The sequence below is a fragment of the Rhodococcus sp. 14-2483-1-1 genome (assembly GCF_002259335.1).
Lineage (GTDB): Bacteria > Actinomycetota > Actinomycetes > Mycobacteriales > Mycobacteriaceae > Rhodococcoides.
In genome coordinates, this window is sequence record NZ_NPFX01000006.1 from 75465 (window position 1) to 100967 (window position 25503).

Annotated in this window: 30 protein-coding genes; 10 read left to right on the forward strand and 20 right to left on the reverse strand. The window is 63.8% G+C overall.

Annotated elements, in window-relative coordinates; all coding sequences use genetic code 11:
* Window positions 1-2: 2 nt before the first annotated feature.
* On the forward strand, window positions 3-512 hold the full coding sequence (locus CH294_RS05370; protein WP_080734186.1) for a low molecular weight phosphatase family protein: 510 nt from the start codon (window positions 3-5) through the stop codon (window positions 510-512).
* A gap of 90 nt (window positions 513-602) precedes the next feature.
* Window positions 603-974, forward strand: coding sequence for a hypothetical protein (locus CH294_RS05375; protein WP_032376185.1), 372 nt, complete (start codon window positions 603-605; stop codon window positions 972-974).
* Between the two features lie 4 nt (window positions 975-978).
* On the opposite strand, the gene CH294_RS05380 is transcribed toward CH294_RS05375, so the two are convergent.
* The 3 genes from CH294_RS05380 to CH294_RS05390 are packed head-to-tail and all read right to left on the reverse strand — an operon-like array spanning window position 979 to window position 3639.
* Complete coding sequence (locus CH294_RS05380) at window positions 979-2766, reverse strand: ABC transporter ATP-binding protein (RefSeq protein WP_094737228.1); 1788 nt, start codon at window positions 2764-2766, stop codon at window positions 979-981.
* A gap of 21 nt (window positions 2767-2787) precedes the next feature.
* Window positions 2788-3252: an ATP-binding protein gene (locus CH294_RS05385; RefSeq protein WP_052057768.1), complete on the reverse strand. Its 465-nt coding sequence runs from the start codon at window positions 3250-3252 to the stop codon at window positions 2788-2790.
* Between the two features lie 21 nt (window positions 3253-3273).
* Entirely contained in the window at window positions 3274-3639 is a 366-nt protein-coding gene (locus CH294_RS05390; protein ID WP_170944610.1) for an STAS domain-containing protein, read from the reverse strand.
* Between the two features lie 95 nt (window positions 3640-3734).
* On the opposite strand from CH294_RS05390, the gene CH294_RS05395 reads away from it, so the two are divergent.
* On the forward strand, window positions 3735-4130 hold the full coding sequence (locus CH294_RS05395) for a CrcB family protein (RefSeq protein ID WP_094737229.1): 396 nt from the start codon (window positions 3735-3737) through the stop codon (window positions 4128-4130).
* On the forward strand, window positions 4127-4492 hold the full coding sequence (locus CH294_RS05400; RefSeq protein ID WP_094737230.1) for a CrcB family protein: 366 nt from the start codon (window positions 4127-4129) through the stop codon (window positions 4490-4492). Before CH294_RS05395 ends, CH294_RS05400 begins: the two co-directional genes overlap by 4 nt.
* Before the next feature lie 12 nt (window positions 4493-4504).
* Here the strand turns inward: CH294_RS05400 and CH294_RS05405 are convergent, their stop codons facing one another.
* The 7 genes from CH294_RS05405 to CH294_RS05435 form a co-directional block, all read right to left on the reverse strand.
* Window positions 4505-5080, reverse strand: a complete 576-nt coding sequence (locus CH294_RS05405) for a YdcF family protein (protein ID WP_094737231.1) — start codon at window positions 5078-5080, stop codon at window positions 4505-4507.
* 50 nt (window positions 5081-5130) lie between these two features.
* Complete coding sequence (locus CH294_RS05410) at window positions 5131-5337, reverse strand: hypothetical protein (protein WP_032376182.1); 207 nt, start codon at window positions 5335-5337, stop codon at window positions 5131-5133.
* 79 nt (window positions 5338-5416) lie between these two features.
* Window positions 5417-6151: a MerR family transcriptional regulator gene (locus tag CH294_RS05415; protein WP_094737354.1), complete on the reverse strand. Its 735-nt coding sequence runs from the start codon at window positions 6149-6151 to the stop codon at window positions 5417-5419.
* Between the two features lie 118 nt (window positions 6152-6269).
* On the reverse strand, window positions 6270-7793 hold the full coding sequence (locus CH294_RS05420) for an NAD(P)/FAD-dependent oxidoreductase (RefSeq protein ID WP_094737232.1): 1524 nt from the start codon (window positions 7791-7793) through the stop codon (window positions 6270-6272).
* Window positions 7790-8710, reverse strand: coding sequence for a reductase (locus CH294_RS05425; RefSeq protein WP_094737233.1), 921 nt, complete (start codon window positions 8708-8710; stop codon window positions 7790-7792). Before CH294_RS05425 ends, CH294_RS05420 begins: the two co-directional genes overlap by 4 nt.
* Before the next feature lies 1 nt (window position 8711).
* Window positions 8712-9590 carry an SDR family NAD(P)-dependent oxidoreductase gene (locus CH294_RS05430; protein WP_094737234.1) on the reverse strand — a complete coding sequence of 293 codons (879 nt, stop codon included), beginning with the start codon at window positions 9588-9590 and terminating at the stop codon, window positions 8712-8714.
* Window positions 9590-10594 carry an alpha/beta hydrolase gene (locus tag CH294_RS05435; RefSeq protein ID WP_283164491.1) on the reverse strand — a complete coding sequence of 335 codons (1005 nt, stop codon included), beginning with the start codon at window positions 10592-10594 and terminating at the stop codon, window positions 9590-9592. The genes CH294_RS05430 and CH294_RS05435 overlap by 1 nt, the downstream gene beginning before the upstream one ends.
* A gap of 112 nt (window positions 10595-10706) precedes the next feature.
* On the opposite strand from CH294_RS05435, the gene CH294_RS05440 reads away from it, so the two are divergent.
* The gene (locus tag CH294_RS05440; RefSeq protein WP_094737356.1) at window positions 10707-11795 is read left to right on the forward strand and encodes a ferredoxin--NADP reductase; all 1089 of its coding nucleotides are present in this window, start codon (window positions 10707-10709) and stop codon (window positions 11793-11795) included.
* A gap of 16 nt (window positions 11796-11811) precedes the next feature.
* On the opposite strand, the gene CH294_RS05445 is transcribed toward CH294_RS05440, so the two are convergent.
* Genes CH294_RS05445 through CH294_RS05455 form a run of 3 tightly spaced genes read right to left on the reverse strand, consistent with a single transcriptional unit; the run spans window position 11812 to window position 14864 of the window.
* Entirely contained in the window at window positions 11812-12489 is a 678-nt protein-coding gene (locus tag CH294_RS05445) for a TetR/AcrR family transcriptional regulator (RefSeq protein ID WP_037146940.1), read from the reverse strand.
* Complete coding sequence (locus CH294_RS05450; protein WP_094737235.1) at window positions 12486-13307, reverse strand: alpha/beta fold hydrolase; 822 nt, start codon at window positions 13305-13307, stop codon at window positions 12486-12488. Before CH294_RS05450 ends, CH294_RS05445 begins: the two co-directional genes overlap by 4 nt.
* Before the next feature lie 21 nt (window positions 13308-13328).
* Window positions 13329-14864 carry an NAD(P)/FAD-dependent oxidoreductase gene (locus CH294_RS05455; protein WP_347566874.1) on the reverse strand — a complete coding sequence of 512 codons (1536 nt, stop codon included), beginning with the start codon at window positions 14862-14864 and terminating at the stop codon, window positions 13329-13331.
* A gap of 232 nt (window positions 14865-15096) precedes the next feature.
* Between CH294_RS05455 and CH294_RS27385 the strand changes: the two genes are divergently transcribed.
* Together CH294_RS27385 and CH294_RS27695 are read left to right on the forward strand one after the other, a co-directional pair.
* Window positions 15097-15258, forward strand: coding sequence for a hypothetical protein (locus CH294_RS27385; protein ID WP_155289401.1), 162 nt, complete (start codon window positions 15097-15099; stop codon window positions 15256-15258).
* A gap of 200 nt (window positions 15259-15458) precedes the next feature.
* Window positions 15459-16049, forward strand: coding sequence for a CsbD family protein (locus tag CH294_RS27695; RefSeq protein WP_094737237.1), 591 nt, complete (start codon window positions 15459-15461; stop codon window positions 16047-16049).
* A 53-nt stretch (window positions 16050-16102) separates the two neighbouring features.
* Here the strand turns inward: CH294_RS27695 and CH294_RS05465 are convergent, their stop codons facing one another.
* The 4 genes from CH294_RS05465 to CH294_RS05480 all read right to left on the reverse strand — a co-directional run bounded on the left by CH294_RS05465 (window position 16103) and on the right by CH294_RS05480 (window position 18985).
* Window positions 16103-16399 carry a hypothetical protein gene (locus tag CH294_RS05465; RefSeq protein WP_032376174.1) on the reverse strand — a complete coding sequence of 99 codons (297 nt, stop codon included), beginning with the start codon at window positions 16397-16399 and terminating at the stop codon, window positions 16103-16105.
* A gap of 106 nt (window positions 16400-16505) precedes the next feature.
* The gene (locus CH294_RS05470; RefSeq protein ID WP_032376173.1) at window positions 16506-17558 is read right to left on the reverse strand and encodes an alpha/beta hydrolase family protein; all 1053 of its coding nucleotides are present in this window, start codon (window positions 17556-17558) and stop codon (window positions 16506-16508) included.
* Window positions 17559-17648: 90 nt separating this feature from the next.
* Window positions 17649-18332, reverse strand: a complete 684-nt coding sequence (locus tag CH294_RS05475; RefSeq protein WP_141216449.1) for a hypothetical protein — start codon at window positions 18330-18332, stop codon at window positions 17649-17651.
* The gene (locus CH294_RS05480) at window positions 18248-18985 is read right to left on the reverse strand and encodes a hypothetical protein (protein ID WP_094737239.1); all 738 of its coding nucleotides are present in this window, start codon (window positions 18983-18985) and stop codon (window positions 18248-18250) included. The genes CH294_RS05475 and CH294_RS05480 overlap by 85 nt, the downstream gene beginning before the upstream one ends.
* An 81-nt stretch (window positions 18986-19066) precedes the next feature.
* Between CH294_RS05480 and CH294_RS05485 the strand changes: the two genes are divergently transcribed.
* On the forward strand, window positions 19067-19465 hold the full coding sequence (locus tag CH294_RS05485) for a hypothetical protein (RefSeq protein WP_094737240.1): 399 nt from the start codon (window positions 19067-19069) through the stop codon (window positions 19463-19465).
* Between the two features lie 93 nt (window positions 19466-19558).
* Here CH294_RS05485 and CH294_RS05490 read toward each other — a convergent pair whose 3' ends face one another.
* The 3 genes from CH294_RS05490 to CH294_RS05500 all read right to left on the reverse strand — a co-directional run bounded on the left by CH294_RS05490 (window position 19559) and on the right by CH294_RS05500 (window position 22083).
* On the reverse strand, window positions 19559-20866 hold the full coding sequence (locus tag CH294_RS05490) for an NAD(P)/FAD-dependent oxidoreductase (RefSeq protein ID WP_094737357.1): 1308 nt from the start codon (window positions 20864-20866) through the stop codon (window positions 19559-19561).
* 129 nt (window positions 20867-20995) lie between these two features.
* The gene (locus CH294_RS05495) at window positions 20996-21604 is read right to left on the reverse strand and encodes a DUF305 domain-containing protein (protein ID WP_094737358.1); all 609 of its coding nucleotides are present in this window, start codon (window positions 21602-21604) and stop codon (window positions 20996-20998) included.
* An 83-nt stretch (window positions 21605-21687) separates the two neighbouring features.
* Window positions 21688-22083 carry a DUF6153 family protein gene (locus tag CH294_RS05500; RefSeq protein ID WP_249305075.1) on the reverse strand — a complete coding sequence of 132 codons (396 nt, stop codon included), beginning with the start codon at window positions 22081-22083 and terminating at the stop codon, window positions 21688-21690.
* Between the two features lie 150 nt (window positions 22084-22233).
* On the opposite strand from CH294_RS05500, the gene CH294_RS05505 reads away from it, so the two are divergent.
* Window positions 22234-23112 carry a universal stress protein gene (locus CH294_RS05505; RefSeq protein WP_094737241.1) on the forward strand — a complete coding sequence of 293 codons (879 nt, stop codon included), beginning with the start codon at window positions 22234-22236 and terminating at the stop codon, window positions 23110-23112.
* Window positions 23109-25499 (forward strand): phosphoketolase family protein, encoded by a 2391-nt coding sequence (locus CH294_RS05510; RefSeq protein ID WP_094737242.1) that lies wholly within the window; start codon window positions 23109-23111, stop codon window positions 25497-25499. The genes CH294_RS05505 and CH294_RS05510 overlap by 4 nt, the downstream gene beginning before the upstream one ends.
* Window positions 25500-25503 lie beyond the last annotated feature (4 nt).

Sequence of the window (25503 nt, forward strand, 5' to 3'; positions counted from 1 at the left end):
GCATGCGCGTTCTGTTCGTCTGCACCGGGAACATCTGCCGATCTCCGACGGCCGAGCGACTCGCTGCCGCATTCGCCCACGAAGGCGGCTTCGATGTGACTGCGAGCAGCGCCGGAACCCAGGGTTTGACCGGTCACGCCATGGACCCGACGGCGGCGATGGTGCTGACTCAGCTCGGCGGCGATCCGGACGGTTTTGTTGCCCGACGCCTCACCCCGGCTATCGCCGCCGACGCAGACCTGGTCCTGACGATGACGTCCGCCCATCGCGATGCCGTTCTGGCCCTCGCACCGCGGCAGATGCGTCGGACATTCACACTCCTCGAAGCATCCGGCCTGGCCGCTGCGTCGGGTGCACAGTCGATTGCGGCTCTCGCGGATGCGCGGGCGGTGCATCGGGTCGACACTCTGGACATCGGAGATCCGTACCGCCGTGAGCCCTCGGAGTACGAGCTGGCCGGAGAACTGATCGCGGACGCGTTGCCCACCGTGCTGCGGTTGACGCCGCAATGAACGTCCACCCCTCACCGCTTCGCTCGCTGAGGTAACGTTCTCGCATCATTGCCGACCATCCGGGTTCGGCCACGGCGTTAGGGTCTGTGCATGCGCGACAAGGTCATCGCGTTGGCAGCAGTGGCAAGCGCGGGAGTGGCCATCGCCGTCGGATTGACCATCGGTGCTCTGGGCGGTGCGTTCGACGACACGAGTCAGACGGTGCGTCCACCCGCACTGAAGTCGGACAACCTGAGCTCGGTCGTGTCGTCGCCGAGCTCGACCATCGTCGTCGTGCCTCCGTCCCCCACGTGGCAGGTTGCGGTGCCCACCACGGCTCGTCCCACGACGACCACTCCGGATCGGTCCGAGACGACAACGCGGAGCTCGCGTCGCACGACCGGTGCCGACCGAACGACCACCACGTCCGAGGACGAGTCGGACGACGAGACCACCACCACGGAGTCCGGTTCCGGACGCTAGCTGGTCAACTCGGCGTCGGCAGCGCGGTGGCGTCGCCGATTCGCAACGCAGCCACCAGTTCTCGGTACAGCGAATCGGAGTTCATCAGTTCCTCGTGAGTGCCGCGAGCGCGGACGACTCCGTCCTCCATCACCAGGATCGTGTCGGCATCGAGCACGGTGGACAGCCGGTGCGCGATGGTGACGACGGCGGCTTCCGACGCAATGGCTCGAATCACCTCGTGGATGGCCGCCTCGGTGCGACCGTCGACCTGTGCCGTGGCCTCGTCCAGCAGAAGAATCTCGGGCCGACGAACGATGGCTCGTGCCAACGCGATTCGTTGACGCTGACCGCCGGAGACGGTCGAGCCGATCAGATCGGTGTCCAGCCCGTCGTCCAACGCACGAATGGTCGAGTCCAGGTGTACCGACTCGAGTGCCGCCCAGATGTCGGCCTCACTGGCCTCGGGATGGCTGAACAGCAGGTTGTCTCGGATCGACCCGGGGATCACCGGTGTCTCCTGCTCCACGTAGGACAATCGGGATCGCACCTCGTCGATGGTCAGATTGTCGTAGGGGGTGCCACCGAGCCGAATCTCACCGCTCTCGGGCGTGAGGAAACGCAGGATCAACGAGAACACGCTCGTCTTGCCTGCACCGGACGGGCCCACGATCGCCGTGTGTCCACGTGCCGGCACCTCGAGATCGATGCCGTGCACGGCGGGTTCTCGACCGGGTGCGTATCGTGCTGTGACGCTGCAGAATTCGAGGGCGGGGGCAACCGAGTCGGTTCTCGTCGAGTTCGCTGCGCCTTCCACGCCCACCTCGGTCACCAGATCGTCTATCTGGCGGATACGTGCAGCCGCTGCCATTCCGGCCTGCAGCGCGGTGATGTTGGTGGCCAGGGTCTGAACCGGGCCCATCACTTGAAATGCATACAGCAGGAACGCAATCAGACTCGACACCGCGAGCGCTCCGGTGCTGACTCGATAGCCGCCGAGACCGAGGATCCCGATGCTTGCCAGTTGAACACCGCCACCGGCGAACGTCCACGCCAGTGCCGAGATCTTCACCGCTCGCACGCTGTGCTGAGCCGACGTGCGCGCCTCGGAGATCACCCGCTCCGATTCGCGGGTCTCGGCCCTGCTCGACTTGACGGTGCGGATTGCCCGCAGGGTGCCGTCCAGAATCCCGCCCAACCGACCCACTGCTTCCTGAGACTGCCGCTGCGCCACGGCAATCGGCGGCATCAGACGCGAGAACAGAACCGCGATCGCGATAATGGCCGTCGCGATCGCACCGAGCAGAACGAGGTCGAGAACTGCCATCAGAATCAGTGCGCCCACCAAGCCCACCACACTGTTCACGATGCCCACCAACGCATTCGACGCCGCCTCACGCAGCAAAACGGTGTCGGAGGTGACTCTGGTGACGAGCTCGCCGGTGGGCCGCGTGCCGAGACTGCCGACAGTGGCTCCGAAGTACTTGCGAACGATGGACTTGCGGGCGTCGAGAACGATGCGTTCGGCCAACACCCCCAGGACGATCCACTGGAAGTACAGCACCACCGACCCCACTACGAGCAAACCGACGAGCAGCAGAATCGGCCCGATCAGCGAGGCATCGGTGCCGAGGCCGTCGAGCACTCCCTTCGCGACCATCGGCGTAGCAAGGGCGGCCCCCGTTCCGACGAGACCGAGGGTCATTCCGAGCGCAAGGGTGCGGCTGTGCGGTCGAACGAACTGCCACAGCACACGAAGGTTGGGGAGAGTTATCTTCTTCTTCTCCGCCGTAGCGATCTGCATGTCGACCATGCCACCAGTGTGCCGGAGGAATCAGGTACTACGGATCGCATCCCAGATCATGTGAACCGTCGTGCCGTTCTGATCCGAGGTGACCGCCGCGCTGTCGGCCAATGCTCGCATCAGCGGGACTCCGCGCCCGCGATTCGGATCGGAGTTGTGCGACGCCCAATCCCCGCGGTCGACAACCTTCACATCGATCCGACCGTCCGCCACCCACAACACTCGGATATCGAGAGTCCCGCGATCGGCATGATCCCGGTACGCGTGCTCGACGCTGTTGGCTATCGCCTCGTACGTTGCCAACACCACGTCGTAAGCACGATCCGGATCGACGCCCACGCTGTCCAACCACTCACCGAGCTCACGACGAATGGCCGACGCTCGATCAGCGTCGGCAGGCTCGCCGGTGAACAGCAGTTCTTTCATTCGCGTGCCTGCCGTCGAGATCGAACTGTCGGAACGTGAGTCGTCACCTCCGGAGAGTGTCGCCATCATGAGTCCCGTCTACCCAAAAGTTCAGGATCTACCCTTACGAAGTGCAACAAAAGCTTCGTCAACCGTTGCATAGATACCGAACACCTCGTCCAGACCGACCAGAGTGAGTGGACGACCGGTGGCCGGACCCTCTGCGACCACCGCAAACCCGGCCTCGCCGCCGAGTTGCTGATGGGTGGACGCCAACAGCGACATACCAGCGGACGCGAGAAATCCCACATTGCTGAGATCGATCACCATCGCCGTCGGCGACTTCTCGAGCACGAGAGCAACCGACTCGGACAAGTCGGGAGCAGTCACCAGATCCAGTTCACCGGACACGGCCAGAACCACATCCCGATCACGCCATTCCACGATCACATCGAAGTGCTGGGGCCCGAGGCCCATGTCGTCCACAGTCACACGGCGACTTTACCCTGGTCCACCCTGGCCGACTTTCTTCCGATCGGCCGAGTTGCTCGACTCCCATTAGGCTCGCTTCGGTGATCGAGGGACTGCAGGGAGCGGACCGCCGTCGATCGATCGGTGAGTACCTCGCGGTCACTGTCGGCGGTGCAGTCGGTGCGGCGATGCGGTACGAGGTCTGGACGTGGCGCGTCACGCCGCGATGGCTGTTGATGAGCACGTTCGGCGTCGATGTGTTCGGCTGCCTCGTCGTCGGAGCCGCCCTGGGCTATCTGTCGGGACGATCGGCCCCGGTTGCCCGCGCCGGAGTGTTCGGGCTGGCGTGCGGGTTCACCACCTTCAGCCTGTACGCGCTCCAGGCGGTGACGCACCGCGGAGCATGGAATTCGGTGGTGTACCTCGTGTTCACACCCGTGATCGCGTTGATCGCAATGGCCATCGGTGCAGCTGTAACCAAACCGAGCAGCCGATGACGACCATCGTTCTCGTGGCCGTCGGGGGCGGACTGGCAGCACTTCTCCAGTTCGTGTTCGCGTTCGCGATGACGTCTCGCCGCCGGTTGTCCGCGCTGAATCTGACGGCATGTGCAGCGCTGGGGCTCGTGTTCGCGATCGATCCGCCGGATGCTCTCCGATCTGTGGTCGGCATCGGCTTCCTGGCCTCGGTGGCTCCGATGGCGGCACTGGCATCGGTCACGATCGGACTCGCCCGACGCCGGCGGTACCGGAGCGCGGCAACCTTTTTCGCCGCGAATGTCGTGGGAGGTATCGCTGCGGCGATGTTCGGATTCCTGGCCTGGAAGTCGGGCGTCACGCTCTACTACAAGATCGTCTGAGCCCCATCGGGGTCAGTCGCTTGCCGCGTCCTGGCACGACCCCTGCACGCCGGCCTTGACGAATCCTGCAATTTGGTAGAGGTACGTGAACTCCCACTCGACGAGGGAGAAATCGTAGGCGCGTGGCGTCGGACGCATCGTGACGGTGCCGTCGAAGCACTGGTCGAAGATGTACCGGGCGCGAGGTAAGTGGTAGCGCCACGTGACGACGATGACGTGGTTCCATCCCCGCTCGCGGGCGAGCTCCTCGGTGAACATCGCCTCTCCGCGCGTGGTCGACGGAGTCGGCGGAATACACAGCACCTCGAACTCGGTGGTGGATGACGCGCAGGCCTTCTTCATGGTGGGATCGCTGGATCCGTACGGGTCGGAGAGCACCACCGTCTTCGCCAGACCCTGCTGGGCAAGAGAAATGCCGTAGGCCTCGCGACCGTCGTGCTCGCCGCCGAGTACCACGATGGCATCGGCGGTCGTCAGCGGATCGACGCGGGCTTTGGTGAACGCGACGTACCCGCCGACGCCCACCAGCGACACCAGAACAACCGGGATCGCGAAGGCGAGAAGCAGCAACAAGCGTCCACGGAACACCTCACCAGGTTAGGGAAGGTGCTCCGTGTACGCGCGGTCAGAGACTCGAATCACTCACTCGGCTGCGGGACGGTCACGTTGCAATCGGTGACCTCGGGGTTGACCCCGAAGTAGTTGAGCGGTCCCGCGACAACGGTCAGGGCGATGGTGCCCGCGCCTGCGCAGTTGTCGGGTGCGCTCTCGAAATCCCCGCGCTGGTACGACGCGAATGCGCCGATGATCAGCCAGACGAGAACGATCAACGTTACGAACCTCATGGTGCCCCCTTAGGCGGTCAGCCGCCGTTCGGCTGTCGGGAGCCAGGTATGTCCGATTGTCGCAGTCTTCAAACCATTGTCAGTCGTTCTGGCCGGACAGCGTCTGCGACAGATAGTCGCTCAATGCCTGTTCCTGAACGCGGTCGAGGGCGCGAGCCAGCTCTGCCTGGGCAGATTTCATCGCCAGGCTGCGCATCTTCTCGAACATCTCGGTCGTCTCGGCCACCTCCCCCGACTTGGGAAGCCAACCCGGACCGTGTTGCGCGATCAGGTGGTCGGTCACGCTTCCCACCATCGACTCGGCAATGGCGTTCATCTTCGAGGCGGTCCGCTCGTGCTGGTCGAGCAGTTGTTCGAGGGTGAAACCGTACTGGCTCAGATCGACGAACACCTCGAGGAGAGTGGGGTCGAGGATCTCGGCCTGATCCCCGTCGATCCTGATCAGTTTCGCCTCGACCAGCCGGGCAACGATGCTGTCGTTGTCCTCACCGAGAAATTGCGCAATCAATTCGACGGGGATGATCGTGGTCTCGGCCGACGACCACTTGCGAGTCACGATTTCCTGCAGGCCCAGGATTTCTTCCAGGTCCTTGCCCTGCTCCCAGCCAGCGAGAAAATCGGCAATGTGCGCCGAGGTGAAACCCCGCTGGAGCAGCGAGTCGATGACCTTGAGCCGCGTCAGGTGATCGTCACCGTAGATACCGACTCGTCCTCGGAGCGTGGGCGGCGGTAGTAGTCCACGTTCCTGGTACGCCCGCACGTTGCGAGTGGTCGTCTTGGCCTCTCGAGCCAAGTCGTCGATTCGATATTCCACCGAGCTCCCTACCTCCGCCGCGCGTCGACTCACAGGATATACGTCGACGACGCGGCGGAAGGAAGTTCCGAATCGGAGTCCGAACGTCATCGCAGCGACAAGCGTGCTCGCGAGCGATTCAGGAGTGCGCGACGGCCCGTGCCGGTTCCCGCGGCAGGTCGACGCGGCGCGGAACCATGGTGAAGTCGCCCTGTTCGACACCTCTGAGTTGGTTGACGTACTGGGTGGCGAAACCGGGGAACATGGTGGCGTTGAAGCCGTCCTCGGTGAGATACCAACTGCTGCAACCGGAATTCCAGGTCGTCTTGGCCAGTTTGCGCTGCATGTCCTCGTTGTAGGCATCCTGGGCGTCCTGTCGCACATCGGCGCTGTGCAGATTTCCCTCGAGCACCAGGGAGATCGCCTCGACGATGTAATCGATCTGAGCCTCCATGTACACCAGTGCCGAGCTGTGTCCCGGACCGGAATTCGGACCGAAGGTGAAATACATGTTCGGGTAACCCGAGACCGCAATACTCTTGTACGCCTTGGCCCCTGCGCTCCATTCGTCGGCCAGCACGCGGCTGTCGCGCCCGGTGATCGGTATGGGCGTCCCGGTGTTGGACACGTCGAATCCGGTGGCGAACACGATGGCGTCGAACTGGTGCTCGACCCCTTCCACGGTCCGAATTCCCTTGGGCGAGAGCGTTGCAATCGGCCAGGTCACCAACGTGCAGTTCGGCTTCTGCAGTGCCGGGTAGTAGTCACTGGTCATCAACAGTCGCTTGCAGCCGGCCCGGAACCGGGGTGTCAGCTGTCGCCGCAGCCACGGATCGCGAACCTGGTGACGCAGATGGGCGCGACCGACCAGTTCGACGATGCGTGTCAACGGGGTCTTCCAGACGACACCGAGGGCAACGGACTCGTGGCCCCAGAACCACAGCGAACGCGCCAGGGTCTGCGTCTGCGGGTACCGCGCATAACGACGCTTGGTACCGGCCTGCGTCTTTCGATTGACTCGGGGCAGCGTCCAACCCGGGGTGCGTTGGAAGACCTTGACCGTATCGGCAATCTTCACCAGTTCGGGAACGATCTGCACAGCACTCGCCCCGGTTCCGACGACGGCGATCTTCTTGCCCTCGAAGTCGTAGTCGTGATCCCACCGAGCACTGTGGATCTTGCGCCCCTCGTAGGTGTCGATGCCGCGAATGTTCGGCAGGCTGGCATTGGCGAGCGGCCCCGACGCCATCACCACCGTGCGCGCCCGAACATCGGCGCGCCCGTCGATGCTCAGGTGCCAATGTCCGGCGGCCTCGTTCCAGATGATGTCGACTACGTTGTGTCCGAATCGAATACGCGATTCGATGTCGAACTCGCCCACCATCGTGTGGATGTAGTCGAGTATCTCACCGCTACCGGAGTACGTGTGCGACCAGTTCGGATTGGGGGCAAAACTGTACGAGTACAACCTGGACGGTATGTCGCAGGCTGCGCCCGGGTAGGTGTTGTCGCGCCAGGTTCCGCCGACCGCGCTACCGCGTTCGAGAATGACGAAATTCTCGATTCCACTGTTGCGCAGTCGGATAGCGGTACCGATTCCAGCGAATCCCGCACCGACGATCACGGCGTCGAGTACGCCTTCGCGCACGTCGAACTCGCTCATGCGACGGGCTCGTAGGTCAGTTCCTTGGCCCAGGTGGGCTCGGAATTGAGAGTCTTGGTCGGGTACCGGCGGGTGAGCTTCACCAGGCCGTCCGCAAGGCGGTGGTATGGATGCTTGCGGTTGATCACGATGCTGCTGTGCCACTGCACAAATCGATACATCGGCACGCGGAGTGCCTCGGGGCTACGCTCCCCCACACTGCGGAATCGCTTCATCGCGGTGTAGAGCCGCTCTTCGTCGACACCCATCTCCACGATGTTGTCGCGCATCTTGTTCAGCAGTGGGATGTATCGCAGCAATCCGACGATGAGGGCCGGGTTCATCCACGCACCGATGGTCTCGACCACAAGCTTGCGCATCCGGGAATGCCCGAGCAATTCGATGACGGCGAAATCGACTGCCAGATGACGAGATTCGTCGGAGTTGATCTTCTTGAACACTGCCTGACACACCGGATCGTCGATCTCGTCCATGATGAACTTCACCAGCGCGCCGTCCAGTGCCACCTCGAGCATCGGTATGACGGTGCCCAGCACGGTCAGGGACAGCCCGTCGGAATGCTTGTCCAGCCAGTCGATCACGAGCTTGACGTTGACGTTCGGCTCGGGCATCTGATCGCCGTCGAGCATTCCCCAGCGCCGCATGAGGGCGAGTTCGGCGTTGGCGTGCTTCTGCTCCTCGGCATGGAAGTAGCGATAGATCTCCGCCAGCGTCTCGTTCGGAGCCTTGAGCGCCATCGCTGCGAAACCGCGAGCGCCCACGTTCTCGATCCACATCAGATCGGACATGAAGGGCTTGAGTTTGGCGTGCAGTTCGGGGCTGATGGTCTCGGCTCCCGGGCCGTCCCAATCGATGTCGGCCAATGCCCACTGACGGTCCTTGATCTTGGTCAACATGTCATCGAAATCCATTGCCATGTCAGGCTCCTGAGGTTGTCGAGGTGAGGGATTCGTTCTTCGCCGGCTCCTGCTCGGCGGGCATCACACGATTGAGCAATCCGAGAAAACGCACGTACACGGCGGGCAGCAGTCTCTTGAATCGCCAGACGGCTTTGGCGTCGAACTGCGGCACGACGTAGAGCCGACCCCGGTCGAAGGCGTCGAGCGTTCGGGCGGCGATCTTGTCGGGAGACCGTCCGGTCCAGCGCATCGCGAACTCGGCCAGTCGGGACGAGCTCGCGGTGATCCGGCCGTCGACGGCAACGTTGGTCTTGACGAACGTGGGGCACAGAACCGATACCCGCACCCCGGTACCCGACAGTTCCGCCGCCATCGTTTCCGACAGGCTCATCACTGCGGCTTTCCCGACGTTGTACGGACCCATCAGCGGTGCGGCAGCAAAGCCGGCGGCGGAGGCCACGTTGATGATCCCGCCCTCACCGGCGGCCCGAAGCCCAGGCGTGAACACCTCGCAACCGTGGATCACACCCCACAAGTTGATTCCCAGCGCCCAGTTCCAGTCGTCGAAACCGATGCTGCCGACGGGCTTTCCGCCGATGCCGACGCCTGCGTTGTTGATGAGCACCGTGGTGGGTCCGTCGAATTCGATGCCGGCACGCAGCGCCAGTTCCTCGACGTTCTCGCGGATCGACACATCGCACTCGACGGCGTATCCGATGGCCCCGAGTGCGTTCACCATCGCGACGGTCTCCTGCGCTCGCGACAACGAGATGTCGGCGCACATGACGGCTCCTCCGCGCCGCGCCAGTTCGAGTGCGAACGCCCGGCCGATGCCGCTGCCTGCACCGGTCACCACCGCTCTCGACCCGTACGAGGGTTTTCCGGCCTTGGTTCTCATCAGCTCACCTGTTCCTTCGATTCATCTTGTACGACTTGACTGTCGAGCGCACGGTCGATGAACTCGGCGGCATGCTCGAGTGCATGCTCGGCCTCGGGTATCAACCTCTGGAGAGCTTGGAACACGTGCATCTGATCGGGCCAGATCTCGAGTTCGCTTCGTCCGCCTGCCGCCTCGATCATCGTGTGCAGGTGCCGCGCATCGCCTCGCAGCATCTCCGTTCCGCCCACCTGGATCAGCGTGGGTGGCAGATCGCGCATGCGAGCGAGATCGAGTCGGAGTCGCGGGAGGCTCGAGTCGTGACCGTCCGTGTAGAGCGCCACGAGTCCTCGCGCTGCCTTCGCCGAGATCATCGGATCCTTGCGCGTGCGCTCCATCCGCGCCGAGAGCTCGAAGTCGAGATCCACCAGCGGCGAGAACAACACCATCGCACCGGGCTGAGGCGTTCCGGTGCGGTCGTTCTCGATGAGCAGGTCGGCGGCGAGGTGGCCGCCGGCAGAATCCCCGGCGACGACGATGTTCGCCGCCTCGTATCCCTGGCCGAGCAGCCAGCGGTAGGCGGCTTCGAGGTCGTCGGCGGGGGCCGGAAACGGGTGTTCCGGGGCAAGCCGATAGTCCACCGTGAACACGGGCAGGCCGGTCGAGCCGGACAGTCGCGCGGCCAGGCCACGATGCGTACGCGCCGAGCAGATGACATATGCGCTGCCGTGGATGTAGAGAATCACGCGCGGCCCCGGAGTCAGTCCGGGCGCACGCACCCACTCGCCACGAACCGGGCCGTCGGCCACGAGGTCCACTCTCGTGCCCTTGGGGACGGGACCGAACAGGTTCATCGAGGTAGCGACCAGGCGTCGGGAGAACTCGATGCCGCCGCGGGACGTCGGGAGCAGGTTCGTGATCGGACGCAGAATCAGCCGAGTCATCAAGGCAGCCAGACGAGTTCGCCGAGACCCGGCGCTGAATGCGCCGCGAGGCAGGTGGTCGGCGTCGGTGGTCGAAGTCACGACATCACTGTCACCCGCTATTCGCCATTTGTCAATGGCCTATTAATTGGTGGCGAAGTATGTAACAGTGAAGACCAACACCGAAGGCGCAAGGGAGCGAGCACACGTGACGATGTTCAGGAGCGGGCCATCGGCGGACCTCGATCCGTCTGCCATCGGTTCCGAGGACAGGATCTTCGAGTTGGAGATCGCCGAGGTGACCCATGAAAACGAGGATGCGATCTCTCTCGGTTTTGCGGTCCCCTATCACCGGGAAGCCCAGTTTCGGTACGAGCCGGGGCAATTTCTCACCTTGGAGATCCCGTGCACCGACGGTGGCTCGGTAGCCCGTTGCTACTCCTTCTCCAGTTCCCCGGCCCGTGACTCGCTTCCCACCGTGACAGTGAAGCGCATCCAGGGTGGTCGAGCGTCACACTGGTTGCACGACAATGCTGTTCGCGGTATGAGACTGAAGGCCCTGAAGCCGTCGGGGATGTTCGGACCCGAGAGCTGGGACGCGGATTTTGTCCTCATGGCCGCCGGCAGCGGCATCACCCCGATCATGTCGATCATCAAAACGGCCCTGTTCCGGCACGACAACCGGATCACCCTGGTCTACGCCAACCAGAACCGCGACTCGGTGATCTTCGGGGAGCAACTGACCGAACTACAGTCTCGTTTTCCCGATCGTCTCGACGTTCAGCACTGGTACACCTCGGACTCGGGGCTACCCACCGCTGCCGGACTGGCGTCGATGAATACAACGGTTCCGGCCGAATGCGAGGCCTTCCTGTGCGGCCCTGCGCAGTACATGAACGTCGCCGAGGAGTGGCTCACCCGCACCGGCACGACGGCGCACAGAACACATCGAGAGGTGTTCTCCTCCTTCGACTCCAATCCGTTCCAGGCCGGCGACGTGACGATCTCCGACGAATCGGATGCGAACTCCGTCACCGCTCAGGTCGAGATCGACGGAATCGATACCGAGTTCACCTGGAATGCGGACACGAAGCTGCTCGACCGACTCCTCGAGCTCGGTCTCGATCCGCCGTACGTGTGCCGCGAAGGAAACTGCGGCGGGTGTGCATACACGCTCACCGAAGGCACCGTGACGATGCTCGCGAACGAGACTCTCGACGAGCACGAACTCCAGCACGGCGTCCGATTGGCGTGCCAGTCCGTGCCCGATTCCACCACGGTTCGCGCGGTGTTCGACCGCTGATGCCGCAGGCGGACGCTCAGCCGTCGAGCGTCAACGAGTGGGGCTCCGAGGCGAAAGTCGCGGCCGATCCCGCAGCGCGCGCTATCCCCGCGATTCCGCCCCAGACCATCATGGTGAGGTAGTCGACGAGTTCGTCGGCCGTCATCGTTCTATCGAAGATCCACCAATGTGACGCCAACCGGACCGCACCGATCATGGCGAACGCGATGGGCATCGAGCCGGCCGTCGAGAATTCGCGCTGTAGAAATCTGTCGGCGATGACGGTGGCCAGCAAATCTGCGATCAGCCCCTCCGCCGCAGTGATGATGTCCTGGTTGCCGCTGACAGCATTGTTGGCATGAACGTAGATGTAGATATCGGGATCGGTGGCCACCGTCGTGACGTAGGCACTGATCACCGCACGGGTGAGGTGGTACTCGTCGTGGTCCTCGGAGATCGCGTCCTGGATCCGGGGCACCAGTGCAGTCTCGACGTATCGAGCCATCGCAGCGTCGGCGAGACCCTTCTTGTCCGTGAAGTGTTTGTACAGAACGGTTTTCGAGACGCCGTTCGCCGAGGCGATGGCATCCATACCCACGTCGTGTCCGTGCTCACGAATGGCTACCAGGGTGCGATCGAGCAGTTCACGCCGCCGAGTGATTCTGTGGTCGCGCCACCGGAGGCTTCGCCCGTCGACCTTGACCGCCACGCTCATGCCGACTGCGATACCGCTCGTGATCCCCGCAGCAGAATCGACGCAACCAGCTCGGGATCGTCAGACATCGGCACGTGCCCGAGACCCGGGTACGTCGTCACTTCGGCCTGCGGAAACGTTCGACGCACCAGCGGTGCCTGATACACCGGCAGGACCAAGTCACGACGCCCCCACGCCACGGTGACGGGAACGGTCTCGTCGACCGGAATACTGAAGCGCGGCAACGCATTTCCGGCCGCATCGATCGCGCGGTTGGTGGTGATGCTGAGCGCGTCGATCGTGGCCGTCTCCGCGGGAACTCGCCACGGCTTGGCGTAGAACACGCCGTTGGCGACGGTGCGTCCGACGACCGAACGCATGATTGCGGGCGCGATGGGGCTGATGATTCGAGACAAGGCCCGCAGCAAACGAAACACCAGCAGCGCCCGCGTCTGATCCCAGTGGCCGCGAAAGAAGCCGGCCGGTGAGAGCGCTGTGGCCGAGGCAACCGACCCGCGGGCGGCCAGTTCGAGTGCAAAGTACCCACCCAGCGAATTTCCGGCTACGTGCGGTTTCTCGCCGTCCACGGCCACGTGCTCGAGAAAGCGCTCCAATTCGGCCACGATCCAGGGACCGAGATCGAATGCCTCGGTGGGGAGTTCCGGCGAATCGCCGTGGCCGGGCAGATCCACCGTCACCACTCGCCGGTGCCGCGACAGTGTCTCGATGACACTGTCCCACGCGTGTTGCCGGTGCACGATGCCGTGGATCAGCACCAGGGTCGGGCCCTCTCCGCGGATGGTGTGCGCCAGTGCGGGACCGTCGATCTCGAAAGTCATTGCGATCCAATCTCTTCTCGTCTACCCAGTCCGAACGTCCACCGATGCGGGATCGGCCACCGTCGCAGGCACGGTTCGCCCGAACGTCATCGATTCCGTCAGGTCGTCGAACCGCGCGTCGATTCTGTCGAGAATATAGTTCTGCCGCACCGACCAGGGCCGTTCGGTCCCGGATTTCGGTAGCTCGTAGAGCGAGCGGGTGACGTATCCCGATGCGAGATCGACGACCGGCCGAGATTCCACCGGCTTTCCTGCCCGGTCCGGAATCGCATGGGTATAGCCGTGAGAGCGCATGTACACGAGCAGTTTTGCCACTGCCTTGGCCGTCATGTCGGCCTTGAGCGTCCACGATGCATTCGTGTACCCGATGCACCAGGCAACGTTGGGCACATCCTCGAGCATGTGTCCCTTGTAGACGAACTTGTCGTGCGCCTCGAACGGATTTCCGTCCAGCGACAGCTCGATTCCGCCGAAGGCCTGGAGCTTGAGGCCTGTTGCGGTGACGATGATGTCGGCGGCGATCTGGTCACCGGATTCCAGCATGATGCCGTCAGCGGTCACCCTCGCGATTCGGTCGGTCACCACCGTCGCACGACCTCGGCGAATGGCCTTGAAGAGATCGCCGTCCGGCACGACACACAACCGCTGGTCCCACGGGGCATACGTCGGGTCGAAGTGCTTGTCGACGTCGTACCCACGCGGCAACTGCGCCTTCGTCATCGCCCGGAACACCCTGCGGGCCGTCTTCGGTGCGCGTCGGCAGAGTTGATACGAGCCGACCATCAACAGTGCGTTTCGCCATCGCAACGCACTGTGCGCCAGTGCGTCCGGCAGTACGCGCCGAGTGATCGTGGTGAACGGATCGGTCATCGGTAGTGATGCGATATAGGTCGGTGAACGCTGCAGCATCGTCACCGACGCGGCGTCGGCCGCGAGCGAAGGCACCAATGTGATTGCGGTTGCACCGCTCCCGATCACGACGACCCTCTTGCCGGAGTGGTCGAGCCCCTCCGGCCATTGCTGGGGATGCACCACCTGCCCGGTGAACTCGTCGAGCCCGGGAAGGTCGGGGGTGTACCCACCCGAGTAGTCGAAGTATCCGGTGCACAAGAACACGAATCGACTGCGGTAGGTCGTGGGCACGCCGTTCGTCAGGGCGTCGACCGTCCACAGGTCCGTCGACGAATCCCAGTTCGCGGCCGTGACCATGGTCGAGAAGTGTGTGTGCTCGTCGATACCGTTGGCGTAGGCGGTATCGACGATGTAGTTGCGGATGTCCTCGCCATGGGCGAGCAGAGTGTCCCCCTGCCACGGCGTGTGCGGGAACGAGAACGTGAAGATGTCGCTGTCCGATCGAATTCCGGGGTATCGGAACAGATCCCAGGTACCGCCTGCCCGCTCGCGACCCTCGAGGATCGCGTAGCTGAGCTCGGGTGCCATCTGCTGCAGTCGATACGCGGCGCCGACGCCCGATATGCCGGCACCGATGATGAGAACGTCCATGAAGTTGTCGACAGAACCGTCGACCTCTGGCCATCGACCTGCACTTGTCGTCACGTCACGCCTCGCTGTCTCCCCGAGCACCTTCGCGATTCGACCGATCGAGCAGACAACCGCGACCTACATCACACAATGTGCCATTGACGAATGGCTATGTCAATGGCACCGTTCACAACACCCCGAAGACAGGAACTCTCATGAATCACATGCCCTTCGCCAGAAGTGGAGCTCGCGGAACGACCCGTGGGCTCATCCGATGCGACGCCATCGCACTCGGGACCAGTGCCCGATGACTCCCGTGGTGGTCGGGGCCGCGGGAGTCATCGCCCTGATCTTGCTCACCTCGCGCGGTTCCGGTTTGGACTTCGACCGACGTTCGGTCTCGATGGCCTACGCGTCGGGCACAGCGCGCGCGTCCCGCCGAACGCACTGGCTCCGCTCGAGGACATAGGCGTCTGTCGGCTACCCGAGATGCCCACGGGCATGGGGGCGACGTCGGCCTCGAGCCTGCCCGCCGATAGTGACCCGAAACACGCCCCGTCGGACGTATGTTTCGGAGCGTCGATTTCGACTCATACCTATCGGCGTCGTCCGCGACGCCCCCAGCTCCGGGTTTGCCGGAGATGACCTACACGAAAGAGGTACGCACCGATGGCCGACTTCATCGACAAGGCTCAGCACAAGGCAGAGGAACTGGCCGGGACTGCGAAGGAGAAGGTCGGCGAGGCCACCGGTGACGACAGCCTCCGCGCCGAGGGTGCAACGGATCAGGCCAAGGCCAACACCCACCAGGCCGCGGACTCCGTGTCCGACGCAGCCGAGAACGTTGCCGACACCGCAGCCGATGCCGCCAAGGAGGCAAAGCACGCAGCCTCCGATGCGGCCGACAAGGCCGCCGACATAGCAGAGGATGTCAAGAACACCGTCAAGGACAAGGTTCAGAACGTCGATGTCGACGACGTGAAGGAGAAGGCCTCCCAGGTCGCCGACAAGGCAGCCGACAAGGCCTCCGCCGTCGCGGACGACGTGAAGAACACAGTTCGCAACATAGACAGCGACGATGTCGCGCAGGCCGCGAAGGTCGGCACTCCGGTCATCGCCGCCATCGCAGCCGCAGCCGGTGCCGTCGCGTTCGTGCTGATCCGTCGACGCAACCGTCGCCGCAGCGCCGCGCACCTGTTCGTTCCGTCGAAGCGCACCACCCGCAAGCTCGCCAAGAAGGCGCGCAAGCACAGCTTCTGAAGGTGATTACACGAAAGCCCCGCCTCGTCGTTCGAGGCGGGGCTTTCGCGTCTCTAGAGCGGCTTGAGCGCGCGGCTGGGCACCCAATGCGTGACGGTTTCGCTGCGGTCGCGTGACATCAGCTCGTACGTGACTCGGCCCAGCCAGTCGCCGTCCACGGTGATGGACCACTCGACCAGATCGCCCGGCACCACGCGTCGAACATCGAATCCTTCGGGGTTGAATTTCGACGCGTGGTGTGGCGGTAGTGGGTAGAGGATGTTCAGGTCGATCCACACCTTCAGCGGCGGTCGGAGCAGCTTGAAGGGGCGCACGGCGGACGCCGGTCGAGGTTGCGCGCGCCGTGCCATCGTTCGATCATACGTTCGATTACCCACCTCGATCCACACACCCGGCAAACGAACAACGGCCCCTCGCACATGATGTGCGAGGGGCCGTTGTCGTGTTCTACGAAGATCAGATTCCGAGCGATCCCGCCAGGAACGGCCAGGACTTGTGCAGGTCGTCCTGCCAGTAGCCCCAGGAGTGGTTGCCGACCGGACGGAAGTCGACGGTGGCCGGAATTCCGAGCTGGTCGAGTCGCTTCGCCAGGTTCGACGTGCAGAAGTTGGTGGCCACCTCGATACCGCCGCCGACGATGACCTGGTTGGCGAGGGTCGCCGGATCGTTGTTCAAGCGCGGGTTGGCGTAGGTGTCGTTCGGAATGCCGGGCAGGCCGCTGCCGGTGCTCATGTAGATCTGCGTGCCGCGGAGCTTCTCAGCGTTGAGCAGTGGGTCGTTCTCGCGCCACACGGGGCCGTCGAGCGGTCCCCACATGTTCTCGACGTTGCCGCCGCCGTACGTCTCGACGACGAGCTTGACGAACTGCTGTCCGATCGGGTCCGACGTCTGTGCGCAACCGCTGTATGCCGCGACGCCGGTGAACTTGCCCGGGTACTTGATCGCGATGTTGAGGACCGAGGTACCCGTCATGGACAGCGCTGCGAGCGACTGGCGACCGTTGGTGTCGAACTGAGCATCGATCAGCGGGGGAAGCTCTTCACCGAGGAAGGTGCTCCACTTGTTGCTGCCGAGCTTCGGATCGTCCTGCAGCCAGTCTGTGTAGTACGACCACTTCCCCTTCTGCGGGGTCACGATCCAGGCGTTCTTGTCGGAAAGGAATGCCTCGGCGTCGGTCTGCGACTGCCACGAAGCGGCATCCTCGCCGCCGCCTGCACCGTTGAGCAGGTACAGCACCGGACGCGACACGCTCTCGTCGGCAGGCCGCTGCACCGTGACGGGAATGGTGCGGTTCATCGACGCGGAGAACACCTGCAACTGCACCTGGCGGTTGTCGAGAGTGCTCACCGACTCGATGCGGGATCCGTTGCTCGACTGGGTCGTCGAAGCGGGCAGCTCGTCCGCGGACGCGACGGGCGTCATCAGCGCGGTCGGAAGAATCGCCACTGCGAGGGCGACGGCCGTAGCCGAACCGATTCGCCGGAAGCCGTGTCGTCGAGATCGTGGCACGCTGTTTCACCTTTTCGTCGAGTTACACCGGTCGAGTTTCTACATCGGCCGAAGATGAGGTGACGTTACCTCGAGCAACCGACCGGGGAGTCACGGACCGGAGGAATCCGACACCCGATCGTGATGCTCCGGAGTGCCGCTGCGGATTGCGAAAACACAGGCCACGACGACGATCACCGCCGTCACCACCCCGACCGGGAGCGGCGAATACAACCAGACGATGGGCTGAACGTCGTCGTCGGGCAGCCCGTCCGTCCATCCGAACTCTCGCGGCGGCACCGGGGCCGAGATCCAGAACAGCGTCATTGCGAACGGAATCAGGGGCGTGATGGTCGACGCCACCGTGCGCGAGGGTTGCATCGATCCGACAGCAAGGCCCAAGGCAATAGGATAGACAGTGCAATATGCAACGGCTCCAAGGACATTGACCGTACTGTTGCCGGCCGGAATCAGGCCGGTTGCTGTGACGGCGGCGAGCATTACGAGCGCGGGCGTCGACAGTTCTCGGCGCAGGCCCACCAGTACCGCCGCGACGAACAGCGACGCAGCGATGAGCAATACCCACCACGACGCGTCCGACCACCCCAGCGAATTCACCCCCGACGCCGCGATCGCCAACCCCGCCATCAGATATCGACCGTCGCGGCCGTCGAGGTTCAGCGCCCCGCCGTAAGTGAGTGCCACTGCGATCACGACGGCGAAGAGCCACATTCGCACCGACGACGTCGTATTGCCGAGATAGGCGTAGACGAGCAGATAGACGAACGCGAGCACGACGACGTCGTATTGCCGAGATAGGCGTAGACGAGCAGATAGACGAACGCGAGCACGACGACGATCACCGCATCCGCCGCCTCGAACCGCACGACGGGTGCCCTCGAAGCAACGATCACCACAAGGGCTGCGATCGGAAGAAGAAGGAGCAGAGGGACGGTGGATTCGACGTACTGCGGCCCGAGTGTCGCCATCCAGCGACCTTCGCGCGGCCCCCGCAAACCGGAGATCGCCGCGTAGAACAGCATCGAACCGAGCAGGCCGACGGCGAGTGCGGCCGACGGACCTCGGCGACCGGCCGCGATGTGCCCACACATGCCCACCAGAACTCCGGCACCGATGGCGTTGGTGGTGACCGCCTGATTGGACGCGATCGGTACGACCGACGGGAGCGCGATGATCACCGCGCCGAGCGCTGCCGCCAGTGCGGCCGCCACCGGGGAGCGTCGGGAATGTACGACGGCCAACACGATCGCGGCGGACATGACGGCGAGGGTGCCGGCCCACTGCGCGGTGACGAACGCCCCGTACCAGTCACCCGAGGACTCGATGTAGAACGAGTCCCACCCCAGCGATTCTCGAATCGAATATCCGGCAACGAATCCACCGCACACCGTTGCCGCCACAGGCCCGTAGCGATCCATCGCCGTCATGGTCGTCAAATGTAGAGGTGTTCCCACGGGACGGGTGTCTGTGGTCTATTGGGTGCCCGCCCCGCGAAGGAGTCGATCGAGATGTTTCGTCGCACAGCCGTCATTGCCAGCGTCATTGCAGGTGCCGCCGCCCTCGGTATGGGTACCGCCGCCGCCGACGAGTGGCCTACTCCGCCGCCGTATCCGAGCCCGACAGCTCCGCAGGACGTCGCCGGAGTGTTCCTCACGCCTCAGGACCCGGACTACTGGAATCCCTTCGTCAGCGAGAATAGACTGACCTCGCCCTACGGCAACAGCACCCGCATCGTGTGCACCGGATTCCACGGGGTGCTGCTCGAATGCTGGCAGGCCGATTCGAACGGCAACCCGCACAAGCTGATTCAGTTGAACATGGACTACCCGGGTTCGACTGGCCACCTGCTCCCCGGCGGCGGCCCAGGGCACTTCGTCTACCCCGGCTTCATCCCTGGCATCGGCTGACCCGGTCGACGCCAGCAGCAACTGACGTCAGTGTCCACTCTTCGCCCCCGAAAGCGGGATTCCGTGTGAGGGTGCAAATAGTGGACGCTCAGGTCAGTTGTACGGCTTACGCGCCGTTGCCGGGTCGCCGTAGGTGATGGCGCGTTCGCGTCTGGTTCCGGTGGCCAGGGTTGCGGCCCAGTTGATCAGCGTCCCGACGCGATTGCGGTTGCCGGCCAGGAACGCGATGTGGATGACGCCCCACGATACCCAGCCGAGGAATCCCGACATCTTCAGCGGCCCGGCCTGCACCAGTGCGTGTCCGCGCGCGATGTAGGCCGCGGTGCCGAGGTCTCGATACTTGAAATCCGAACGCGCAGAACCGGATATGTCGTCTGCGATCGCCGCGCCCGCAGCCTTACCGCCCTGCATCGCCACTTCTGCCACCCCGGCGAGCTTGTCCAGCGACATGATGTCTCCGACGACGAAGACGTTGCGGTGTCCGGGGATCGACAGGTCGGGCTCCACGGCGATGCGCCCCGATCGGTCCTGCTCCACGCCCATTGCATCGGCGAGTTGTTTCACGAACGGAACAGCTTCCACGCCTGCGGTCCACAGCACTGTGTGAGTGTCGTAGCGAGTGACCGTCTTCGGTTCGGCCTTGGCCGTCACTTCGACGTCGGTGGCCGTGACATCGGTGACGTGAACCCCGAGATGGGTTTCCACACCGACGGTGTCGAGGGTGCGCTGAGCCTTCTTCGTCAACGAGTTGGGAAACGATTCGAGTACGCGGTCGCCGCCGTGGAAGAGGAGCACGCGAGCTTCCGACGGGTGGATCGAATCGAACTCCTTCGCCAACGCCCTGCTGGCGAGTTCCCGTATCTGGCCGGCAAGTTCGACGCCCGTCGGGCCTCCCCCGGCGACGGCGAAGGTGAGCCACGGCCGCCGCTCCTCGGCGGTGGGGAGGGATTCGGCCATCTCGAAGGCGGAGATCAACTTTCGCCTGATTGCGAGGGCGTCGTCGAGGGTCTTCATGCCCGGCGCCCACTGCACGTACTCGTCGTGTCCGTGATACGCCTGCTGCATTCCGACGGCGACGACGAGGTATTCGTAGGGCAGCTCGAAGGTCGACCCGTCGAATCGACTGGCCGTCACCACTCCGCCGTCGCCGACGGTGGTGACGGATGTCGCTTCACCCAGTGCCACGTAGACGTTCTTCTGTTTGCGCAGCAGGTGTCGTAGTGGGCTGGCGATCGAGCCCTCGGACACCAGACCGGTGGCGCACTGGTAGAGCAACGGCTGAAAGACGTGGGAGGTGCCGCGTTCGAGCACGGTCACATCGACGTCCTCGTTGCGGAGGCGTCGCGCAGCGTGAAGTCCGCCGAATCCGCCGCCGAGGACCAAAACCCGTGGACGTGCCATCTGAACGCTCTCCCTCGGACCGAACTGCGGAGATGGATTCTCCGAGTGTTCAGCGTACTCGAGCAGGCCCATCGCAACGCCAGTGCCGCACCCCCGAGGAGAGGGCGCGGCACTCGACATCGGTTCGGATCAGCCGAGCAACGCTCGCATGGTGTCGATTTCCTGCTGTTGAGTTGTCACGATCGCGCGAGCCATCTGCTGCGCGTCCGCGTTGGAGCCGTCCGCGATTTCGGTGTTCGCCATCTCGATCGCACCGGCGTGGTGGGCGATCATCATCGTCAACCACTGGCGGTCGAACTCCGCACCCGACAGAGCAGTCAGCGCATCCATGTCCTGTTGGGACATCATGCCCATGCCCGAACCGTGGTCCATTCCGCTCATCTCACCCATGTCGGACGAGGGTGCGGGCTGGCCCCACTCGGTGAGCCACGCGGCCATTCGATCCATCTCGGGCTGCTGCGCCGCCTCGATCGCCGACGCCGACGTCAAGATCTCGGGGTTGTCGGTGCGGCCCTCGACCATCTCGGCCATGTCGACCGCCTGCGCATGATGTGGGTACATCATCCGCGCGAACATCGCATCGGCATCGTTGAACTCCTCGGACACGTTCGACGACGCCGATGACGAGGACGAACTCCCCGCCGGCGCCGACTCCGACGAGCTGTCGCTACTGCAACCGGCGACCAGGAATGCGCTGACGGTGGCAACAGCCAGCGCAGCGACCAGTTTTGTACGCATGTGAATCTCCTTGCACGAGAGGTTGAAACAGGCAACTGAGATCTGTCGATCCGCCGGTGGACGCGCGTCCACCGGGCTCCCTGTCACACTCGCAAGGTCACCGATCGGTCCAACTCCCACAGAGTCCAGGGCGGTGCCCGCTCCGAGGCGAACTGGGCACGACCACCGATGCCCTCCACGGTCGTGTACGTGACGTCGATGGCGTTGCCGGCCATGGGTCCCGACAGAGCAGGCCACGACGCCGTGGTTCCCGCGCAGGGATGCATCATCTGGTGTGCACACGGGCAGTCGGGCTCAGCGGCCGCCACCTCGATCGAACTGTCGTGGTGGGACACCGACGCCATGGCGGCATGCTCGCCGCTCATCGTTGTCGTCGGTGTCACCGAGTGCATGAGGAGCACCCCGAAAATCGACACAGCGATCAGCACTGTCGTCACCACGGCACGGCCCCGGCGGCCGTGTCGATCCAATGAGTGCATGCCACCGACGATAGCAGCGATACCCCCGGGGGGTAACTTGCGGGACTTCCGCCCGAAGTCGAGGGACTTCCGCCTCTGTCGGTGTCGGGTCCGATCCAGCCATGCTCGAGGCGTATCGGCACACGAGAAGTCAATGGACGGGAACACATCATGAATGCATCGAGCCGAGTCGTCGTCGGAGTCGACGGATCTGCCACATCGCTGGACGCGGTCCGCTGGGCAACACGCGAGGCCGTTCGACGCCACGCCCCGCTCGAGTTGGTCACGTCGTCACTGTTCGCGCCCGGAACCTACGGAGATGCCATCAGCCTCCGTATCGGGGCCTTCGCAGATCCGGATGTCGAGGCCAAGCGGGTGTTGACCGCTGCGGTCGACGTTGCGCACAAAACCGCGGCAGGCAATTCGCTGATTCTCGACACTCGCCTCGAACATGGCTCGGCTGCACGCAATCTGACGCACTTCGATGTCGCGCCGGCGCTGATCGTCGTCGGTTCGAGGGGACTCGGCGAGTTCACCGGTGGCCTGGTCGGGTCGGTCAGTACGGCCGTCGTGTCGCACGCGAAGTGCCCCGTTGCAGTGATCAAGTCGAACATCGTCAGCGACGGTCCGGTCGTCGTGGGTGTGGATTGCACGTCCAACAGCCAGCCCGCCATCGGGTTCGCTCTGCAGGAAGCGTCGATGCGAGGCGTCGATCTCGTTGCGGTACATGCCTGGAGCGACCTCGAACTCGGGAGCGTCCTGACGCGTGACGACGAGGGTCCGTGGGTCGATTCCGAACTCGCCGAGAAGACATCGCTGGCCGAGAGCCTGGCGGGGTGGTCGATCGACTACCCCGACGTCGGAATCCGGCGAGTGGTGGTTCAGGACAGGCCGGTTCGTGAACTGGTCCGCGCGTCCGAGAATGCTCAGCTGATCGTGGTCGGTAGCCGTGGCCGGGGTGGCTTTGCCTCGATGCTTCTCGGTTCCACCTCGCGCGCGGTGCTGCACTCGGTCGATGTTCCCGTCGTCGTCGTGCCGACGAACCGATGAGCGCGTCCACCACCGAAACCACCTACAGCACCGACGAACTCGACGCGGACCTACGCTACTGGGCGGCGGCGAATTACCTCACGGTGGCGCAGATCTATCTGCAGGACAATGTGTTGCTACGGCACCCTCTGACCGTGGAGCACATCAAGCCCCGGCTACTCGGGCATTGGGGCACCAGCCCCGGACTGTCGATGATCTACACGCTGATCAATCGTCTGATCTGCCGAACCGGTTCGGAGTGGCTCTATGTAACCGGACCTGGCCACGGCGGCCCGGCATTGGTCGCGAATACCTACCTCGAAGGTACATACAGCGAGATCTACCCGGACATTTCACTCGACAACGACGGTGTCCGTCGTCTGTGCCGCCAATTCTCCACTCCTGGAGGCATTCCGAGCCATGTGAGCGTGCAGACCCCCGGTAGCATCCACGAGGGCGGCGAACTGGGCTATGCACTGATCCACGCCGCGGGTGCAGCATTCGACAACCCCGATCTGGTGGTCGCCTGCGTCGTCGGCGACGGTGAGGCCGAAACCGGACCGCTGTCGGGCTCCTGGAAGATTCCGGCCTTTCTCAATCCAATTCGCGATGGTGGAGTGCTGCCGATCCTGCATCTCAACGACGCCAAGATCTCCGGTCCCACCGTGCTCGGGCGCAGCACCGACCAGTCGATTGCCGACTATCTCGGTGGTCAGGGCTGGGCTCCGATCTTCGTCGAGGGCGACGATCCGCGAGAGGTGTTCCCGGCGATGGAATTCGCTCTCACTCGCGCCCACGACACGATCCGCAGAATTCAGCATGCCGCCCGCGCCGGCGAACCGCACCACGGCATCGAGTGGCCCGCAATCGTGCTGCGCACCCCGAAGGGTTGGACAGGACCACACGAGGTCGACGGCAAGCTGATCGAGGGAACCCACTGGGCTCATCAGGTGCCGCTGTCCGGTGTTCGTGAGAATCCGTCGCATCTGGCGCAGCTCGAGAAGTGGCTGCTCTCCTACGATCCGCGATCGTTGTTCGACGAGGATGGTGCCCCAACGCAGTCCATCCGCGAACTCACTCCCACAGGAGACGCACGGCTCGGGGCAACTCCCCATGCCAACGGCGGCCTACTGTTGCAGCCCTTGGTCATTCGAGAGCTCGAGAACTACGCGCTCACCGTCGAGTCTCCGGGGCGCACGTCCCACGAAACGACCACAGTGCTCGGGGCGATGATGCGCGACATCTACCTCGACAACGCACAACCCAACGGCGGAGGTAACTTTCGTCTGTTCTGCCCCGACGAAACCGCCAGCAATCGGCTCCAGGCCGTGTTCGAGGCGACCGACCGATGCTGGCAGCTGCCGACAACCGAGTTCGACGACAACCTGGCCCCCGACGGCCGCGTCATGGAGGTCCTCAGCGAGCATCTGTGTGAGGGCTGGCTCGAGGCGTACCTGCTGTCGGGTCGACACGGATTGTTCGCCAGTTACGAGGCTTTCGCCATGGTGAGTGTGTCGATGCTGATTCAGCACACCAAGTGGCTGCAGCACGCGAGCTCTCTCCCCTGGCGAGCGCCTGTCGCGTCACTGAACGTGTTGCTCACCAGCACATGCTGGCGCAACGATCACAACGGTTTCAGCCACCAGGGGCCCGGCCTGATCGACGCGGTGATCCCGTTGGCCCCCGAGGTGGTTCGCGTGTGGCTGCCACCGGACTCCAATACCTTGCTCGCCGTTGCCGATCATTGCTTCCGCAGTCGAGGTCACGTCAACGTTCTGGTGGTGGACAAGCAGAGCCATCCCCAGTATCTGACGCTCACCGAGGCTCGCGCGCATGCAGCAGCCGGTGCATCGCGGTGGGATTGGGCCGGTACCGAGAACACCGATGCGTCAACTGATCCCGAGATCGTGTTGGCGTGCGCCGGCGATGTGCCGACCGAGGAGACCCTCGCGGCCGCAGACCTTCTGCGTACGTGGACACCAGGGCTACGGGTTCGCGTAGTCAACGTCATCGACCTGATGGCACTGCTGCCCGTCGTAGATCATCCGCACGGGTTCTCCGACGAGCAGTTCGTCGATCTGTTCACCGATGCGGTCGATGTCGTCTTCGCGTTTCACGGCTACCCGCGCGCCGTGCACCAGTTGCTGCACGGCCGCCCGAACGCCCAGCGATTCCACGTTCGCGGGTTCATCGAACAGGGCACCACCACAACACCCTTCGACATGGTGGTGCTCAACAAGATCAGTCGGTACCACCTGGCCCTCGAAGCTCTCGATCGCGCGTCGAGCGAATCGGACGGTGGCGCGGAACTTCGACAGTTCTGCCAAGACCAACTGACCCGACACGACACCTACATTCGAGAACATTTCGAGGATCTCCCCGAAATTCGCGAATGGCGGTGGTCGTGACCGA

Coding starts and splice junctions, on each gene's coding strand:
- CH294_RS05465 (WP_032376174.1), bottom strand. CDS start 16,399: ATGGCACGGCGCGCGCAACCTCGACCGGCGTCCGCCGTGCGCCCCTTC.
- CH294_RS05430 (WP_094737234.1), bottom strand. CDS start 9,590: ATGAGAACCAAGGCCGGAAAACCCTCGTACGGGTCGAGAGCGGTGGTG.
- CH294_RS05380 (WP_094737228.1), bottom strand. CDS start 2,766: ATGGTCGACATGCAGATCGCTACGGCGGAGAAGAAGAAGATAACTCTC.
- CH294_RS05495 (WP_094737358.1), bottom strand. CDS start 21,604: ATGCGTACAAAACTGGTCGCTGCGCTGGCTGTTGCCACCGTCAGCGCA.
- CH294_RS27385 (WP_155289401.1), top strand. CDS start 15,097: ATGACTCCCGTGGTGGTCGGGGCCGCGGGAGTCATCGCCCTGATCTTG.
- CH294_RS05390 (WP_170944610.1), bottom strand. CDS start 3,639: ATGGGCCTCGGGCCCCAGCACTTCGATGTGATCGTGGAATGGCGTGAT.
- CH294_RS05445 (WP_037146940.1), bottom strand. CDS start 12,489: ATGAGCGTGGCGGTCAAGGTCGACGGGCGAAGCCTCCGGTGGCGCGAC.
- CH294_RS05440 (WP_094737356.1), top strand. CDS start 10,707: ATGTTCAGGAGCGGGCCATCGGCGGACCTCGATCCGTCTGCCATCGGT.
- CH294_RS05450 (WP_094737235.1), bottom strand. CDS start 13,307: ATGACTTTCGAGATCGACGGTCCCGCACTGGCGCACACCATCCGCGGA.
- CH294_RS05505 (WP_094737241.1), top strand. CDS start 22,234: ATGAATGCATCGAGCCGAGTCGTCGTCGGAGTCGACGGATCTGCCACA.
- CH294_RS05410 (WP_032376182.1), bottom strand. CDS start 5,337: ATGAGGTTCGTAACGTTGATCGTTCTCGTCTGGCTGATCATCGGCGCA.
- CH294_RS27695 (WP_094737237.1), top strand. CDS start 15,459: ATGGCCGACTTCATCGACAAGGCTCAGCACAAGGCAGAGGAACTGGCC.
- CH294_RS05385 (WP_052057768.1), bottom strand. CDS start 3,252: ATGATGGCGACACTCTCCGGAGGTGACGACTCACGTTCCGACAGTTCG.
- CH294_RS05485 (WP_094737240.1), top strand. CDS start 19,067: ATGTTTCGTCGCACAGCCGTCATTGCCAGCGTCATTGCAGGTGCCGCC.
- CH294_RS05490 (WP_094737357.1), bottom strand. CDS start 20,866: ATGGCACGTCCACGGGTTTTGGTCCTCGGCGGCGGATTCGGCGGACTT.
- CH294_RS05375 (WP_032376185.1), top strand. CDS start 603: ATGCGCGACAAGGTCATCGCGTTGGCAGCAGTGGCAAGCGCGGGAGTG.
- CH294_RS05420 (WP_094737232.1), bottom strand. CDS start 7,793: ATGAGCGAGTTCGACGTGCGCGAAGGCGTACTCGACGCCGTGATCGTC.
- CH294_RS05400 (WP_094737230.1), top strand. CDS start 4,127: ATGACGACCATCGTTCTCGTGGCCGTCGGGGGCGGACTGGCAGCACTT.
- CH294_RS05425 (WP_094737233.1), bottom strand. CDS start 8,710: ATGGCAATGGATTTCGATGACATGTTGACCAAGATCAAGGACCGTCAG.
- CH294_RS05370 (WP_080734186.1), top strand. CDS start 3: ATGCGCGTTCTGTTCGTCTGCACCGGGAACATCTGCCGATCTCCGACG.
- CH294_RS05500 (WP_249305075.1), bottom strand. CDS start 22,083: ATGCACTCATTGGATCGACACGGCCGCCGGGGCCGTGCCGTGGTGACG.
- CH294_RS05510 (WP_094737242.1), top strand. CDS start 23,109: ATGAGCGCGTCCACCACCGAAACCACCTACAGCACCGACGAACTCGAC.
- CH294_RS05480 (WP_094737239.1), bottom strand. CDS start 18,985: ATGACGGCGATGGATCGCTACGGGCCTGTGGCGGCAACGGTGTGCGGT.